The sequence below is a fragment of the Pseudomonas sp. M2 genome, assembly GCF_015751845.1.
Lineage (GTDB): Bacteria > Pseudomonadota > Gammaproteobacteria > Pseudomonadales > Pseudomonadaceae > Aquipseudomonas > Aquipseudomonas putida_E.
In genome coordinates this window covers 4,808,000-4,823,894 of sequence record NZ_JADOUD010000001.1, presented here as the reverse complement: position 1 = coordinate 4,823,894, position 15,895 = coordinate 4,808,000, and the positions used below count along the sequence as shown (strand labels likewise).

Sequence of the window (15,895 nt, the reverse complement as noted above, 5' to 3'; positions counted from 1 at the left end):
TTTTAGTGAGCGAAACCACCTTTTTCCTGTGCCTTGAGCAGGAAAAAACTAAGGCCGCGCACAGCCACGCAAAACAGCCCGAAACCCCTGCCACCCTTCCTGTAGCCCTTGTGCAGCAAGGCCTTCGCCGTTTTATCGGCAAGTACTCGTTAAATACTAATTTCGCGATTTTCCGTGCATCCCTAGTCTGGCCCCAGGTAACGGCGGTCCTCCAAACCGACCTGACAAAAACCGCCTGAACAAGGGCTCGGACATGACACTGAATACAATCGAAATCGACACCCTCGTCGTCGGCGCCGGCCAGGCCGGCGTGGCCATGAGCGAACATTTGAGCAAGCTCGGCGTGCCGCACCTGGTGCTGGAGCGCAAGCGTATCGCCGAGGCCTGGCGCACTGGCCGCTGGGATTCGCTGGTCGCCAATGGCCCGGCCTGGCATGACCGCTTCCCCGGCCTTGAATTCAACCTCGACGCCGACGCCTTCGCCGGCAAGGACCAGGTTGCCGACTACTTCGAGCAATACGTACGCAAGTACAACCTGCCGGTGCGCACCGGCATCGAGGTGAAGAAGGTGGTGCGCAATGCCGACCGCCCCGGGTTCACCATCGAAACCAACGAGGGGGTGATCCGTGCCAACCGTGTGGTGGCCGCCACCGGCCCGTTCCAGCGCCCGGTCATCCCGGCCATCGCGCCCAAGGACGAGCACCTGCACCAGATCCACTCCGCCGCCTATTTCAACCCCGGGCAACTGCCTGAGGGCGCAGTGCTGGTGGTAGGTGCCGGCTCCTCCGGCGTGCAGATCGCCGAAGAGCTGATGCGCGCCGGGCGCCAGGTGTACCTGTCGGTCGGCGCCCACGATCGTCCGCCACGGGCTTATCGCAACCGCGACTTCTGCTGGTGGCTGGGCGTGCTGGGCGAATGGGATGCCGAGATCGCCAAGCCAGGCCGTGAGCACGTGACCATCGCCGTCAGCGGTGCCCGTGGCGGCCACACCGTAGACTTCCGCGCCCTCGCCCATCAGGGCATGACCCTGGTCGGCCTGACCCAATCGTTCGACAACGGTGTTGCACGCTTCCAGGACAACCTGGCCGACAACATCCGCCGCGGCGACGAAAACTACCTGGCCTTGCTGGACGCTGCCGATGCCTATGTCGAACGCAACGGCCTGGACCTGCCGCAAGAGCCCGAAGCACGCAAGCGCCTGCCGGACCCGGCTTGCGTCAGCAACCCGCTACTGGAATTGGACCTGGCCGAAGCCAATGTCACCAGCATCATCTGGGCCACCGGCTACGGCGTGGACTTCAGTTGGCTGCAGGTCGACACCTTCGATGCCAATGGCAAGCCCCAGCACCAGCGCGGCGTGTCCCGCGAGCCGGGTGTGTACTTCCTCGGCCTGCCCTGGCTGTCGCGCCGCGGCTCCTCGTTCATCTGGGGCGTTTGGCACGACGCCAAGCACGTCGCCGGCCACATCGCCACCCAGCGCACCTACCTGGCCTACCGCGACCGCGAACAGCGTGAAGCGGATGAGCAGCAAACTACCTCGATCAGCAACGTCAGCACCCTCGGAGCCCACTGATGCCTACCCATACCCGCATCCGCATGTTCAACACCAAGGTCACCTACCCTAACCAGACCCTGGACAACGACTTGTGCCAAGCCGTGCGCGCCGGCAACACCATCTATGTGCGCGGCCAGGTCGGCACCGATTTCGAGGGCCGCCTGGTGGGCCTGGGCGACCCTCGGGCGCAGGCTGAGCAAGCGATGAAGAACGTCAAGCAACTGCTTGAAGAAGCAGGCTCCGACCTGTCGCATATCGTCAAGACCACCACCTACATCACCGACCCGCGCTTCCGTGAGCCGGTGTACAAAGAAGTGGGCAAGTGGCTCAAGGGCGTGTTCCCGATTTCCACCGGGCTGGTAGTGGCGGGCCTGGCCCAGCCTGAATGGCTGATGGAAATCGATGTGATTGCGGTGGTGCCGGATCACGCTTGATTGAGTGAGGTGCTGGGGCGCGCTGCGCCCCGGTCATCTACATCCTGCCCAGTTCTTCCCGGCAAAACTCCACGAAAAGCTGCGCCGGCTTGGTCAACTGCACCCGCTTCAAACGCGCCGCAGCCAACCCCGACAACGCCACCGGCTCGGCAATGTCCACCGTCACCAGCTTCTGCCCGTCATACGTGCATTCTGAATGCGGCCGGGTCACCAGCAGTGAAAAGCCGAACCCCTGCCCCACCATCCCGCGCACCATCTCGATCGACGGCGAACTGAAGACAATGTTCGGCGTAAGACCCATCTCGTTGAACAGGCTGACAAAGTAGGTACGGCTCGGCGCCACATCCAGAAGGATCATTGGCTCCGGGCACAAGTCACGCAGTGACACCTGCGACTGGCCGGCAAAGCGGTGCTTTTCAGGAAGCAATACGTAGGGCTTTTGAGGAGGCATCAGCGGCTCAGCCTCGATGGTGCCATCCAGGTCATGATCGTAGAGAAACGCCAGGTCGAACGTACCCGCCGTCAGGCCCTGGATCAGCTCCTGCTGCTCGCCGTCGCGCAAGCGGATGTCTACGCCCGGGTAGCGTTCGCGAAAACCGGCAATCAGGCGTGGCAGGTACAACGGGGCCACGGTTTCGAAGCAGCCAATATCGATCTGGCCGGCCACGGTATCGTTGTCGGCCAGCGCGTTCTGCTCGAACTCGTGGGCCATCTGCAGCAACGATTTGGTCTTGGCGTAGAAGCGTTTGCCGCTGGGGGTGAGCGAAACACCTTGGGCATGGTGGCGGATGAACAACTGCACACCAAAGCTCTCTTCCAGGCTCTTGATCGCTGTGGAAATGGACGGCTGCGCGATGTACAACTGGCGCGATGCCTCAGCGACGCTGCCGGCCTCGACGGTGGTGACGAAGTATTTGAGTTGTCGCAAGGTATAGGAAGCCACAGGCACCTCTCTGGCGCCGGTTGGGGCGCCCTTTTGAATTATCCTGCCACTTTACCGTGCCGTTGCAGTGGCGGGCGGCGCGGTGATGAAGGATTTGCCTATGGCTTGAACATATTCTTGCTTTGCCACGCCCGGCTGCAAAACGTCTTTACTGGAAGGTAAACAGCCGCAGGAACGGTGTGAGCCTATGAAAATCGTTGTCACCAGCATCCTCGTCGACGACCAGGCCAAGGCCTTGGCCTTCTACCATTACGTACTGGGTTTCGAACCCAAGGACGACATCCCCATGGGCCAGTACCGCTGGCTGACCCTCACTTCTCCCAACGAGCCCAACGGTGTTCAGCTGGTACTGGAACCCGATGCCCACCCAGCGGCCAAGACCTACAAGGCAGCGCTTCACCAGGACGGTATCCCGGCGACGTCGTTCGGCGTGCGCGACATTCAGGCCGAGTACACGCGCTTGTGCAAGGCCGGGGTCAGGTTCACCAAACAACCCACCGACCTGGGCCCGGTCACCGTTGCGGTGTTCGACGATACCTGCGGCAACCTGATACAGATCGCTCAGAAACATTGACCCTGGCCCATGGCAGGCCAGGCTGCCATTGGCTAAAGTTGCCGTTATTCCCGGTGCGCTAAAACAAGGAAAAACAATGCGCCACGAATTCAGCGAAGTGCTCAACGACCTGATCGATTACTTTCTGGTCGGGGACATTCAGTTGCTCGACCGCTTCAAGCACGACAATGACTTGCCCGATGACCTGGCCAGCGAATTCACCCACACCGACAGCGGCGACAGGGCCGTGCGCGAAGGCATCGTCATACCCTTGGCCGGCATCGACAACCTGCCCTACCACATCATTTTCACCCTCGAAGGTGACACTCCCGCCTTGCTCGAGCCCGGCAGCCGCCTGAAACACCGACGCGACGGTTATGTGCTACGGGTCGAGAACCGTGCGGTGATGGTGTACACCTGGCGCATCCTCCAGCATTTCACCAACAAGACCCTCGGTGACCTGCTCGCCCGCTACCAAGTGCCGGGGCGGCCGATCATCGAGCTGGATAACGGCTGGTATGACGTCGAAGTACTGGGCGGCGCGGTCGTGCGTGAGGGGCTGTACGAGCCAGCGTTCGAATTCGTGTTGACCAAGCGCTCAAGCCGCTGTGAGGCCAAGGACGTGGATATCGGGTATGCCTTTACCCTGCGTGGTTACTTCGACTGATTGCTCTCAAGCTTGCAGCGCAGGTAAGCAGGGCGAAAGTGACAGCAAAATATTCCAGGCAGAATCGGCTGGTACGGGACAGCCAGGTTGTCAGCATCGGCGGATATCATTTCCTCACAGCCCGGTCATGCGCCCTGCTGCATTGGCACTGGCCCTTTGAGCTCGACCTGGTTGCCATCGGGGTCATAGCAGTATAGCGACAGCCCCTCGCCCTCGGCGCCATAGCGCACCTGGGCAGGCTCCACCGCCACGCCGGCCGCTTGCAGGTAGGCGGTCAGCGCTTGTTCATCGAACGGTTCTATACGCAGACAGAAGTGGTGAAGGTTACGCCCTTCTACCCCCGGCGCAGCACCACCGGGGCGCCCAAGCGGGCCATCGAGGGTAACCAGGTCGATCATGGCCGTACCGGTTGCCAAATGGACCATCCCCAGGTCCTCGCGCTCCCTGCTGACCGTGCAGCCCAGCAGGTCACGGTAGAAGGCCACGCTGCGCTGCAGGTCGCTGACGCGCAGCACCAGGTGGTCGATGTGCTTGATGGCGAAGGGTCTCATGCCGGCGCTCCTTGAGGCGATTGCACAGAGGTCCCGGCCACCATAGCCCAGCAGCGCATCCCCCGCTACTCGTTCACCAGGCGCTGCAGCAGGCCGGCATCATGGCGGGCCAGGGTGCGCAGTATCTGCTCGACCACTGTTCGGTCCGGCGCTTCCAAGTGGAAGTGATGCCCACCGGGGTGCCATGACACCCTGGCATGGCTGGGCAATGCAGCCTCGCGCTGCGCGAAGGCACCGCCAACAAACGCCCCCTGCCTGCCCAGCATGAGGTAAAGCGGGCAGCGGATTTCCCGGAGAAGGTCACACGCCTCGCGCTCGGTCAGTGGCATCGGCTCGGGCAACACCAGCCGTGGGTCATGGCGCCAGCAGTAGCCGTGCGCCAACTGCAGCAGGTCACGCATGGCCAGCAACCGTGCGGCGTCGTCGGCAAGTTCGCCATCGAGACGCTTGCGTCGCTGCTCCAGGGCAGTTTCCAGATCGTCGAAGCGGCTCCCGGCGACGTCGGCAAAGCCGTGCAACTGGCTGCGTTGCACCATACGCTTGAGCCGATAGGCACGGGCCAGGTGCTGCACGCGATCATCCTCGGCAACCGTGAACGGCGCTCCCATGCCGTCGAGGAAGGTCATACTGGCGATGCCGCTGGTCATGGCAGCCAGCAGCGAGGCAATGCCAGTGCCCATGCCATGGGCTAGTACATGAAACCGCGCCAGCCCAAGGCTTTCGACCACCGCCAGCATGTCCTCGGCATGCTCCCACAGGTAGTAGCCGCTGTCGTGGCGCCGGTGATCGGAGCGGCCGTGCCCGACCAGATCGGGGGCGACCACGAAGCAACCATCGAGCAACGGGCCCAGCCGCTCGAACGAGGCGGCATTGTCCAGCCAGCCATGCAACGCCAGCACCGGTATACCGTCTTCGGCTCCCCACGTGCGTACCGCTATTTCAATACCGTCGAGGTCAAGCAGATGATCCTTGGGACTGCATAGCGAACGCATCGCACTCTCCTTCGCTGAACACTGGCGCCATGCCTTTACCCCACCATCTCGCAGCGTGGCCTGCCTTGCTGGCCTCTTACCGACCCATGCATGCACGAGACCGACCCTTGCGGGCAACTATCTACCGCACGCCCGCTTCGCCAGCGGTGTCGACTACCGCCTCCACTCATACGAGGCTCATCCCATGCACAATGCGATTGCCCTGCACCAAGACCTGATCACTCAAGCCCTGCCCGAATGGGCCCGCACCCTGCATCCCACGCATGCCAGAGGCATCGTGCAACGCGCACGCGCGCCCTACGTGGATGAAGATGGCGCGCCTTACAGCTGGTATGCGACCGCGCAGCCAGAGCATCGTGAGCAGTTGCGCATGCTCATCGGGCGACGTGACAGCTGCGTTACCCAACTGAGCAACGCACTTGTGGGTTTCAAGGACATCACCACGTTCTGCAGCCCTTTGCTGAGCAGCCGGCTGGGTCTGAAAGTGGCCGTGGACAAGGCCCAGTACAACTTCCAGCCTTTCGAGACGGTCATCAACTACGGGCCGGGCACCGGCAGCCTGGAAGTACCGCTGGGTGCGCACCTGCAGGAAGAGACCTTTGTGACCCGCCCCGTAGGCCCTCGTCAGTCGCGCAGCTTGCTTGAAGCCGCCCTGCACAACTTCGAAGGCATCGAACAAGTCGGGCCTTACAGCGGGCTGACCTGCGCGCCCGGCGACGACACGCCCTTGGCCGGCTTGTCCCTGGCGCAATTCGTGCGGCATTGCCGCACACTGGACCTTGGCCAGCAATATCAGGATCACCTGCAGGCCATCTATGAAGGCCCGCACAAGGCGCAAATCAGTCAGCTGTCGATGCGGGCCAGCCAAGAGGAACTGCGCGTTCAGGCGTACATCGCCTCGCTCAAGGGCCTGCTGAGCGCAAAAGGCCTCGCCGCGATCAACGACCTGTGCAATGACGTACCTCAGCCCGCCTACGACGGCCATCGCCTGCATAGCTGGCGTTTGAGCCTGTTCGACATCCCGTTGCACGAGATGCTGTTCATCGGCGCCGATATACCGGATGCAATCACCCCCTGCATCGTCCACCTCCCGGGCGACGAAGAACACCCTGTGCGCGAATACCCCTCCCGTCAGGCTGCTGCCAAGCATTTCCGACAGCGGCTGCTGCACAGCACGTTCCGCGAAACCGTTATCGGGCTTGCCTATAAACGCGACCAGCCCATGCTGGCGGGCAAGCTACGGGACGCACTGTTCGAGATCGATGAGCAAGGCAGGCAACGGCCATGCAAGTCGCCGAGCTTTCACGTCTTGCCATCGCAAACAAGAACCGAGTTGTGGCCAACCCTTTACCTCGCCCACCTTGTCCGCCTCAAGGCCGACGCCAGGGTCCTGGCTGTCCCCACAGCCGATGTCGACGCCGAGGTTCATCAGAGGCACCTGCGGTACTGGCTAGATATGGGCATGAACGTGCTGAACATCGCCGCCTTCTTCGTGCCCGGCCTGAACGCGGTAATGACCGGCGTTTTCGCTTATCAACTGATGGATTCGGTGTTTACCGGCTTTGAGGCCTGGGAAGAAAGTGACACTGCACAAGCACTGGCCCAGGTTGAATCGTTGGTAATCAATGCTGCCGCGATCGCCGGTTTTGCCGGCGCAGCCAAGGTCATCAAAGCGTCAGGTTTCGTCGATGCCATGCAAGCGGTATGGCATGAAGACCGCCTGCAACTGTGGCATCCGGACATGGGCCCCTATACCAGTCCGGTCACCCTGCCAACAGAAGGCCAGCCCGATGCACTTGGGCACTACGAGCTCGAGGGCAAACGCTACCTCATGCTGGAAGGCACGCCCTATGAAACGTTCCAGGATCCTGACCAGCAATGGCGCATCCGCCATCCCAGCGCCCCAGCAGCCTACGCGCCCCTGTTACATCATCAGGGTGACGGGCGCTGGCAACTGGCCCATGAGCAGCCTTTGCAGTGGGACGATACGCAGTTGCTGCAGCGGCTTGGCCACTCAAGCCTGGGGCTCGACAGCAGCGAGCTGATCACGGCGATGCGCAGTACGGGTACAGACGCCAGTGTGCTGCGCCGCATGCATGCCAAAGGGCTGCGCCCGCCGGCTCTGCTGGAGGACATGCTGCTGCGCATACGCCTGGACAACGAGGTGCAGAACCTGATCCACCGTGTGCGGCACGGCCTCTCAATGGCGGCCTACAAGAACTATGCGCTGCCGGAACTGGTGCGCCTGCCAGGTTGGCCGCAGGATCACGTGCTCAAGGTATTCATCGGCCCCGAACCGTGGGGCGATGCGGTGCGGTATGGGGCGCTCGACACCCCAGGCGAGATTGAAATCAGCATGACCCGCTCGGATCTGGAGAATGGTCAACTGGGCCATGCAGTCGTAACGCAGCTGGACGAGCGACACGTGCGAGCCATGCTCGGCGACCTGCCTTCCGACCTGTGGGCATCGGCCCTGAACACCAGGCTGGGTGAACAGCTGCAGAGCCAGCGCGAGGCGATATACCACAGTATGCTGCGCAACCATGCCCAGCCTGCAAGTGACGCGACACAGCCATTGCGCAGGCAGTTCCCCGGTGTACCACCTGGTGCCTTGGAAGAGGTCATCCAGGCGGCCAGCCATACCGAACGCGCACGCCTGGCAACTGGACGTGTGCCGTTACGGATAGCCGAAGAAGCGCGCCAGTTGCAAGCCCGCACACGGCTGGACCGCGCGATCATTGGTCTATACCGTCCGCATCTGGCCAATAGCGACAGCCAGCAATTGACCGAAGGCCTGCTGGGCCAGCATCCGCAGGCAAGCGCCGCGCAACTGTTTGAGGTTGCGCTCGCCGACCGCGAAAACTGCGCCGCGCTGATTGGCCAGCAGCCCATCAAACCTGGCTACCGTTCACCTTTGCGCCTTGCCGCCGGCCGTATCGGCTACCCGCTCAGTGGCCGCGGTACCGGGCGCGCGACGCAGCGCCTGCGCGCGCTCTACCCAGAGCTCGACCACAGAGAACTCGGCACGTTGCAATCCGAACTGGCCCAGGCGGGCAACCTGGGTATTCAGATCAGCCGACTGGAAGCCGAGCAACGCACCTTGCGCCAGGACCTGCACAGGTGGGTTGGCGGCGCGAATGAGCTGGACGAGCGGTTCGATCGCTCACACTTTGCCGAGCGGATGCTGGCCGCCTGGGGCCGCGAAGGTGGCGCTGCCCGCGAGACGCTGACGCTGGACCGCATGCAGTTACGCACGCTGCCAACGCTCACGGCACGCTTGCCACATGTTCGCACCCTTACACTGGAAGGGCTCAGGCTCGAGCGCCTGGAAGGGGATTTTCTGTCATGCTTTCCTGGCCTGCGCACACTCGAGGTGGCCGGCAACCCGGACATGGACGCCGAGGCCTTGTTCCAGGCACTGAAATCGGCACCTGGACTACAAACGCTCAAGCTGAACGGCAATGCTTTGCCGGCCCTCTCGCCCCTGGCTCATGAGGCCCTGGCGGCCATGCCCGGCCTGCGCAACCTCAACCTGCGCAGAAACCGGCTGCAGCTGGACGCTGCCAGCCTCGCCTTGCTGGCTGGCCTACGGCTGGATGTACTGAACCTGGGCAGCAATGCCATTACCCTCGACCAAACCCTGGCCTCGGCCTTCCAGGCCATGATCCATCCCCAGGAACTGCTGCTGGATTTCAACACACTGGGCCATGCTCCCGACGTCAGCTACATGGGCCGCCTGCGCACCCTGAACCTGAACAACTGCGACCTGCGGCAATGGCCCGAGGGGTTGACGCGGCTGATGAGCCAACATCAGTACCAACTGCGTCACCTGGACTTGTCATTCAACCGCATTCGCACCCTGCCCAATCTCGCGGACATCCTGCGCACCCCGTTCGCCCGGGACGTCGCTGCGCGAGCACCCGAGCGGCGCTGGCACCTCAATTACAACACGCTTGAAGCGCAAACCCGTGCGCAACTGCGCGCCAGCGGCGTCCAGGTCTTTGAACACGCACCCGATATGCCTGAATGGCAGACACTGTGGCGCAGTACCGCCTCCACCCACCAGGACCAGCTTTGGACCGATCTGTTCGACCAGGGGGAAAACGGTGAATTGCTGGGGATTCTCGAACGCCTGGTACAGTCAGCCGAGGCGCGGCATGAGCCAGACAGCCTGAGCCGCCGAGTCTGGGCCCTGCTGGAGAAAGCCGGCCGGGACACGGCACTGCGCGAAAGGCTTGCCGACGTGGCGCATGCGTATCCGCCAACCTGCGGTGACGCAGGTGCCGACGCCTTCAGCGCACTGGAGATCGAAGTGCTGGCGCACGAAGCCGCAGGCCATACCGGCGAGCAGGCCAAGACCCTGCTCGCGCTATACCGCAAGCTCTATCGCCGGGACATCGTCAACGAACTGGCCGACCGCATCAGCCTGAGAAGGACATTGCGCAAGCAGGCGCTGCAAGAGGGTATGTTCGATGCGGATCTGCCACAGTACGACTCACTGGATGATCCGGCCGCGTTTCCTGACGTCGAACTGGAAACCGGGCTGGTCGACGATATAGAAGTCCGCCTCGCCTTGCGCCAGTCCCTTGCAACCCGGCTGGACTTCCCTGAACCCAGCCGCGGCATGCTCTACCGGGACACGGCCAGGATCAACAGCACCATCATCGAGAAGGTACACAGCGCAGTGCTTGCCCAGGATGCCAGAACCGATACTCGGCAGGCGTGGATACTTGGGCAGGCCGGCTGGGTGCACTACCTCAAGCGTCACAATGCCGAAGCATTCAGCCTGCTCACCGATTTCTGGCGAGTGGGCCATGACTACCTGTTCCATTGCCTGGACGGCAGCCATGAACCGGTAGCCCGCCTGGACAGCTCGGTACTTGAAGCCCTGTTGCCTGTGCTGCCGCAGAACCCGCTGGACGAAAACGGACTGCTGCGGCGTGTGCCGCTCAATGACGGCCAGTTCGACCACGCCATGCGCGCCTTGAACGAGGAGCAGCAAAAGGTCGAGCACGGCCTGCTGCTCAGCCTCACCCGGCAGGCCGAAACCCTCGCTGGCTAAGCCGCGATCATTGGCCGCGCAAGTCTTCGAAGAAGGCCTGCCGGCCATCCACCTGGCTCGAAGCCCGTGGCGCAGCGGCCGCTTCGCCGCTGGCTGCCTCGACATGCCAATAGCAGTGTCTGGCGGCGCGAGTGACCGCCACGTAGGCCAGGCGCTGTACCTCTTCCTTCTGCGCTGTATCGAACGGCTGGGCATCACCGGCACGGCCAAGGCCGGCCTGGCGATACACCTGGTTCTTGTACGGCGAGCTGGTCAGGTACTGGCAGTCGCCGAGCATGAACACTGCATCGGCCTGCAGCCCCTTGGCGCTGTGGTACGTCAATTGGCGCAGACGCCTTTGTTCGGGCGGCAATGCCGCTTCGCCTTGCAGCACGCCGGCCAGATGCTCGCTCATCAAGGCTTTATCGGCGCCCTTGCGGTACAGCATCATCACCGATTCGCCTCGCTGGTAATGCTCGATCAGCGTCTGGCCAAGCACCGCTTCGTCACGTTCGCACACCTTGACTGCCGACACCGGCAACTCGGCAGCAGGGCCCGCGGCCCGGGCCTTCTTGCCAGTGATCGATGGCGCTCCCTTGACCAGATGCTCGGCAGCATCGATGACCAGTTGCTGACAACGGTAATTGTCGACCAGCATCACCCGGGTATTGGCCGGCGAAGGGAAGGTCTTGGTGAACTCCATGAAGTACTTGGGCGAACTGCCACGCCAGCCATAGATCGACTGCCAATCGTCACCCACACACAGCAGCGAAGAGTACTGGGCGTTACGGCCGGTGTGCATGGCCGCTCCGCGGCGGCGGATCTCCGCGAGGCTGGCGCGCAGCCAGCTGACGATCTGCGGCGATACATCCTGGAATTCGTCGATCATCAGATGCGCCAACGGCCTGAGCATCGGGTCTGGCAGCAATTGCAGGTTCTCCGGGTTGTTCTCACCGAACAGGGCGAACATGCGGTTGTAGCTCATCACCGGCGGCGACTGGTTGAGCAGGTGCGCCTCGAGGGCTTTCCAGTACAGTGCCAGGGCCTCGAAGAACAAGGCATCGCTGTCGCCGGACGGGAAACTCATCGCCGCCACGGCGCTGTTGACCTCAAGGCCCAGGTTTTCGATGAAGTTGGCGGCACCGACGAAAGCATCGAGCAACGGTGCCGGGGCCAACTCGCCCTTGACCTTGTACTCGAATCCAGGGCCCGCGACCGCGTCGCCTGCCAGCGAGGCGGCCAGGCGCCGGGCCATGGCATAGTTGTCCAGCCAGATCAGCGGCCTGTCGCAGAACGCCTGCAGCAACGTGCGCTTGACCGCCCATTCGGCGCGCACCGCAAGCTTGGCCCCCGGGCGCTGGTACTGTGCGCTTTCCGACGGGTCGAAACCAAGCACAACCCAGGCATCCAGGCCTTCCAGACGGCCATGCACATGGAAGCGGCTGCCCCGGATGTCGACCGTTTCACGGCACGGCTCAATGCCCTTGATCGGCCACACGCCCGCCGCGAACCACAGGTCCTCGATCACGTCGCACAGCTCTTCGTCGCGCTGGGCAGCCAGTTGCGTCACCTGCACGCGCTTCTGCACATCGGGGTGGTCCGGGTCCAGCGGCTTGAGCTGCAAGGCTTCACGTCGCAGGGTCGCGATGATTTCGGCAAAGCGCGGACTTTCGGCTAGCAGGTCGCGATAGCAAAGATTGAGCTGCTGGCGCTGGGCATCGTTCAGGCGCAGGTCAAACGGGTTACTCTCGGCGTCCGCTTCGCGGCCCTCTGGCATGTCGTTGCCCAGGGTCTCGAATGCTCGCACCTGGCCGAAACCCGGCAGGCTGCGGACCAGCGGCAGAATGCGCGAGTGAAAGGTACGTACCAGCTCGCGCGCACGCGCCGGTGGCAGGTCGAGCTGCCAGAGCGAGAACACCTGCACCAGGCGCTTGATGAAGTCCTTGCGTGACTCACGGGTGAAGGTGACCACCGTCATCGCGTCCAGCTCATAGCCAAGGTAGTGGCGCAACAGCAGGATGCGCAGCACCAGCGAAGTGGACTTGCCAGCCCCGGCCCCGGCCACCACGCAAGTGGACGGCGTGTCACTGAATATCAGCTTCCACTGGGCGGCACTGGGCTGTGCCTCGGCGGGCAGGCGCTGGGCTACATCGGCCTTGAAGCGCTTCTTGAGCTCAGTGGTCAGTGGTAGGCGCCAGTCGTCGAACAACCGGTCATCCTGACCGGGTACGGCGGCGGCATCAGGGCGTGAATCGCGAATCACCAGTACCTGGCGACCCGCCTCGTAGCCTTCCACCCGTCCACGCTCGAAACCTTCGCGCATGCCATCAGCGTGGCCGCTGCGCTGGCCGGTGGCATGGCCCAGGAACCAGGAGTCGCGGTGTTGCGCCTGCAAGCGGCTCAGCCCACGGCCCAAAAGCCGTGCAGCCAGGCGGCGAAGCCAGGGCAATTGTGCGGGCGGGGTCAGTTCGGCAGGGGCCTGGGGTTGCTCGTGGGCCACGGTCACTCCGTTGAAAATCGAATCAGCGTGCATGTTCGCCGCATCGGCAAAAAATCGCCAGCGAATGCTTGCAGATCAGTGGATTAGGCGATGAATCGCACAATTCACATCGATCAGACCAATCTAATTAGGCGATTATAATTAGCCGATATTTACGCTTATTTTCGATCTTTCTTTGAAGCATCATGAGCCCATTCCACCCATTCAAGGAGCACGATCATGCTGCAACTGCGACCTTTCGAAGGCCTTGGCCACGCCAACCACGGCTGGCTCGATGCCCATCACCATTTCTCGTTTGCCGAATACCATGACCCGGCGCGTATGCACTGGGGCAACCTGCGGGTATGGAACGATGACCTGATCGCCGCCGGCAGCGGGTTCCCACCGCATCCACACCGCGACATGGAAATCATCACCTATGTGCGTGAAGGCGCCATCACTCACCAGGACAGCCTGGGCAACAAAGGCCGCACCGAGGCCGGCGATGTACAGGTCATGAGTGCCGGTACCGGCATCGTGCACAGCGAGTACAACCTGGAAGACGTCGATACCCGTATTTTCCAGATCTGGATCGTGCCGGAACGCGTTGGCGATGCGCCGTCATGGGGGACCAGGCCGTTCCCCAAAGGCGAACGCGGTGAAGGCTTCGTGACCCTGGCCAGCGGCCGGGCGGGCGATGAAGAAAGCTTGCAGATCCGCACCGATGCGCGTCTGGTAGCGGCAACCCTGCGGGCAGGCGAAACGGCCGAGTACCGCTTCGATGCAGGGCGTCGAGGGTATCTGGTGCCGGCCAAGGGCCTGGTCGAGGTCAATGGGCTGCGGGCCAAAGGCCGCGATGGCGTGGCGATCGAGCAGGAAGACGTGCTGCGGGTGACCGCAATCGAGGACAGTGAGATCGTGCTGGTCGATGTGGCTTGAACAAGCAGGGCCGCGCTGCGGCCCTGCTTCACAGGTCAATCAGGCAATCGCGGCATCCACCAGTACCTGCGCCTCTGCCACCAGGCGTTGCAGGTGCGCCTCGTCGATAAAGCTCTCGGCGTAGATCTTGTAGATGTCCTCGGTGCCCGAAGGCCGCGCGGCAAACCAGCCGTTGGCGGTCATCACCTTCAGGCCCCCGATGGCCTGGCCATTGCCGGGCGCGTGGCTGAGGATCTGCTCGATGGGCTCTCCAGCCAGCTCGGTCGACTTGACCTGCTCCGGCGCCAACTTGCTCAGCAATGCCTTCTGCCGCGCATCGGCCTTCGCTTCCACACGGGTAGCGAACGGCTTGCCCAGCGCCGCCGTGAGGTCGGCATAGGCCTGGCTTGGATTACGGCCGGTGCGTGCAGTCATCTCGGCGGCCAGCAGCGCCGGAATCAAGCCATCCTTGTCGGTAGCCCAGACCGTACCGTCCTTGCGCAGGAACGAGGCGCCGGCGCTTTCTTCGCCGCCAAAGCCCAACGAGCCGTCGAACAGCCCTTGGGCAAAGTACTTGAAGCCCACCGGCACTTCATACAACTCACGGCCCAGACGCGCGGTAACACGGTCGATCAGGCCGCTGGACACCACCGTCTTGCCCACGGCAGCGTCACTGCGCCACTGCGGACGGTGGCGGTACAGGTAGTCGATGGCCACGGCCAGGTAGTTGTTTGGCTGCAACAGGCCATCGGCGGTGACGATCCCATGGCGGTCGTGGTCCGGGTCGCAGGCAAACGCCACATCGAAGCGCTCGCGCAGGCCGATCAGGCCTTGCATGGCGTATGGCGACGAAGGGTCCATGCGGATCTGGCCGTCCCAGTCGACGGTCATGAAGCGGAAGGTCGGGTCGACCTCGGTGTTGACCACTTCCAGGTTCAGCTTGTAGTGCTCGGCGATCGCCGACCAGTAACGCACCCCTGCCCCACCCAGCGGGTCAACGCCCAGGCGCAGGTTGGCGCTGCGGATGACGTCGAAGTCGATGACGTTTTCCAGGTCGGCAACGTAGTGGCTGACATAGTCGTGGCGCTGGGTGGTCGGGGCCTGGAGGGCCTGCGCATGGTCCATGCGCTTGACGCCGGCAAGGCCTGCGGCCAGCAGTTCGTTGGCCTTGGCCTCGACCCACTTGGTCACATCGCTGTCAGCCGGGCCACCGTTGGGCGGGTTGTATTTGAAGCCACCGCTCTGCGGCGGGTTGTGCGAGGGGGTGATGACGATGCCATCGGCCAGCCCGCCATCGCGGCCACGGTTGTAGCACAGGATGGCGTGGGACACCGCAGGCGTCGGGGTGTATTCATCGTCCTTGGACAGCATTACCTGCACGCCATTGGCGGCCAGCACTTCCAGGGCACTGGCGGCTGCCGGCGCGGACAGCGCGTGGGTATCGGCACCGATGAACAACGGGCCGTCGATGCCCTTTTCCTGGCGGTACAGGCAGATGGCCTGGGTGATCGCCAGCACGTGGTCTTCGTTGAAACTCAGGTCGAACGAACTGCCCCGGTGGCCCGAGGTGCCGAAGGCCACGCGCTGGGCCGCTACGGCAGCGTCGGGGCGGCCGGTGTAGTAAGCGGTGAGCAGGCGGGGGATATCGACCAGCACGCTGGCCGGAGCCGGCTTGCCTGCCAAAGGACTGAGCGTCATGCAGAAACCTCGAGTTCAACGGATGTTGGAGTTGGAACACGCAGTGTACTGGGAGTTGCAACGA

General features: G+C 63.0%; 12 protein-coding genes. 7 read left to right on the top strand and 5 right to left on the bottom strand.

All coding sequences use genetic code 11. The annotated features are described in order from the left end of the window. Window positions 1-5 precede the first annotated feature (5 nt). From IWW33_RS22400 to IWW33_RS22390, 3 genes are read left to right on the top strand one after another with little or no spacing between them, the layout of a single operon-like run. Window positions 6-239: a hypothetical protein gene (locus IWW33_RS22400; RefSeq protein WP_144415454.1), complete on the top strand. Its 234-nt coding sequence runs from the start codon at window positions 6-8 to the stop codon at window positions 237-239. 14 nt (window positions 240-253) lie between these two features. Beyond that, window positions 254-1,573, top strand: coding sequence for an NAD(P)/FAD-dependent oxidoreductase (locus IWW33_RS22395; RefSeq protein WP_174141903.1), 1,320 nt, complete (start codon window positions 254-256; stop codon window positions 1,571-1,573). Further along, on the top strand, window positions 1,573-1,989 hold the full coding sequence (locus IWW33_RS22390) for a RidA family protein (protein ID WP_012314810.1): 417 nt from the start codon (window positions 1,573-1,575) through the stop codon (window positions 1,987-1,989). The genes IWW33_RS22395 and IWW33_RS22390 overlap by 1 nt, the downstream gene beginning before the upstream one ends. A gap of 37 nt (window positions 1,990-2,026) precedes the next feature. Here the strand turns inward: IWW33_RS22390 and IWW33_RS22385 are convergent, their stop codons facing one another. Further along, entirely contained in the window at window positions 2,027-2,932 is a 906-nt protein-coding gene (locus tag IWW33_RS22385) for a LysR family transcriptional regulator (RefSeq protein WP_039602016.1), read from the bottom strand. A gap of 187 nt (window positions 2,933-3,119) precedes the next feature. On the opposite strand from IWW33_RS22385, the gene IWW33_RS22380 reads away from it, so the two are divergent. Both IWW33_RS22380 and IWW33_RS22375 read left to right on the top strand, forming a co-directional pair. Further along, window positions 3,120-3,506: a VOC family protein gene (locus tag IWW33_RS22380; protein WP_174141902.1), complete on the top strand. Its 387-nt coding sequence runs from the start codon at window positions 3,120-3,122 to the stop codon at window positions 3,504-3,506. 76 nt (window positions 3,507-3,582) lie between these two features. Then, a complete protein-coding gene (locus IWW33_RS22375; RefSeq protein ID WP_115274587.1) occupies window positions 3,583-4,152 on the top strand; it encodes a hypothetical protein in 570 nt (189 codons plus the stop codon). A gap of 125 nt (window positions 4,153-4,277) precedes the next feature. On the opposite strand, the gene IWW33_RS22370 is transcribed toward IWW33_RS22375, so the two are convergent. Both IWW33_RS22370 and IWW33_RS22365 read right to left on the bottom strand, forming a co-directional pair. Then, entirely contained in the window at window positions 4,278-4,703 is a 426-nt protein-coding gene (locus IWW33_RS22370; RefSeq protein WP_174141901.1) for a VOC family protein, read from the bottom strand. Window positions 4,704-4,768: 65 nt separating this feature from the next. Next, complete coding sequence (locus IWW33_RS22365) at window positions 4,769-5,695, bottom strand: alpha/beta hydrolase (protein WP_174141900.1); 927 nt, start codon at window positions 5,693-5,695, stop codon at window positions 4,769-4,771. Between the two features lie 184 nt (window positions 5,696-5,879). On the opposite strand from IWW33_RS22365, the gene IWW33_RS22360 reads away from it, so the two are divergent. Beyond that, window positions 5,880-10,757 (top strand): NEL-type E3 ubiquitin ligase domain-containing protein, encoded by a 4,878-nt coding sequence (locus IWW33_RS22360; RefSeq protein WP_231386183.1) that lies wholly within the window; start codon window positions 5,880-5,882, stop codon window positions 10,755-10,757. Between the two features lie 7 nt (window positions 10,758-10,764). On the opposite strand, the gene IWW33_RS22355 is transcribed toward IWW33_RS22360, so the two are convergent. After that, window positions 10,765-13,269, bottom strand: a complete 2,505-nt coding sequence (locus IWW33_RS22355; protein WP_174141899.1) for a UvrD-helicase domain-containing protein — start codon at window positions 13,267-13,269, stop codon at window positions 10,765-10,767. Window positions 13,270-13,455: 186 nt separating this feature from the next. Between IWW33_RS22355 and IWW33_RS22350 the strand changes: the two genes are divergently transcribed. Beyond that, window positions 13,456-14,154 carry a pirin family protein gene (locus IWW33_RS22350; RefSeq protein WP_115274583.1) on the top strand — a complete coding sequence of 233 codons (699 nt, stop codon included), beginning with the start codon at window positions 13,456-13,458 and terminating at the stop codon, window positions 14,152-14,154. 39 nt (window positions 14,155-14,193) lie between these two features. Here IWW33_RS22350 and pgm read toward each other — a convergent pair whose 3' ends face one another. Further along, the gene (gene pgm / locus IWW33_RS22345) at window positions 14,194-15,831 is read right to left on the bottom strand and encodes a phosphoglucomutase (alpha-D-glucose-1,6-bisphosphate-dependent) (protein ID WP_125923730.1); all 1,638 of its coding nucleotides are present in this window, start codon (window positions 15,829-15,831) and stop codon (window positions 14,194-14,196) included. Window positions 15,832-15,895 lie beyond the last annotated feature (64 nt).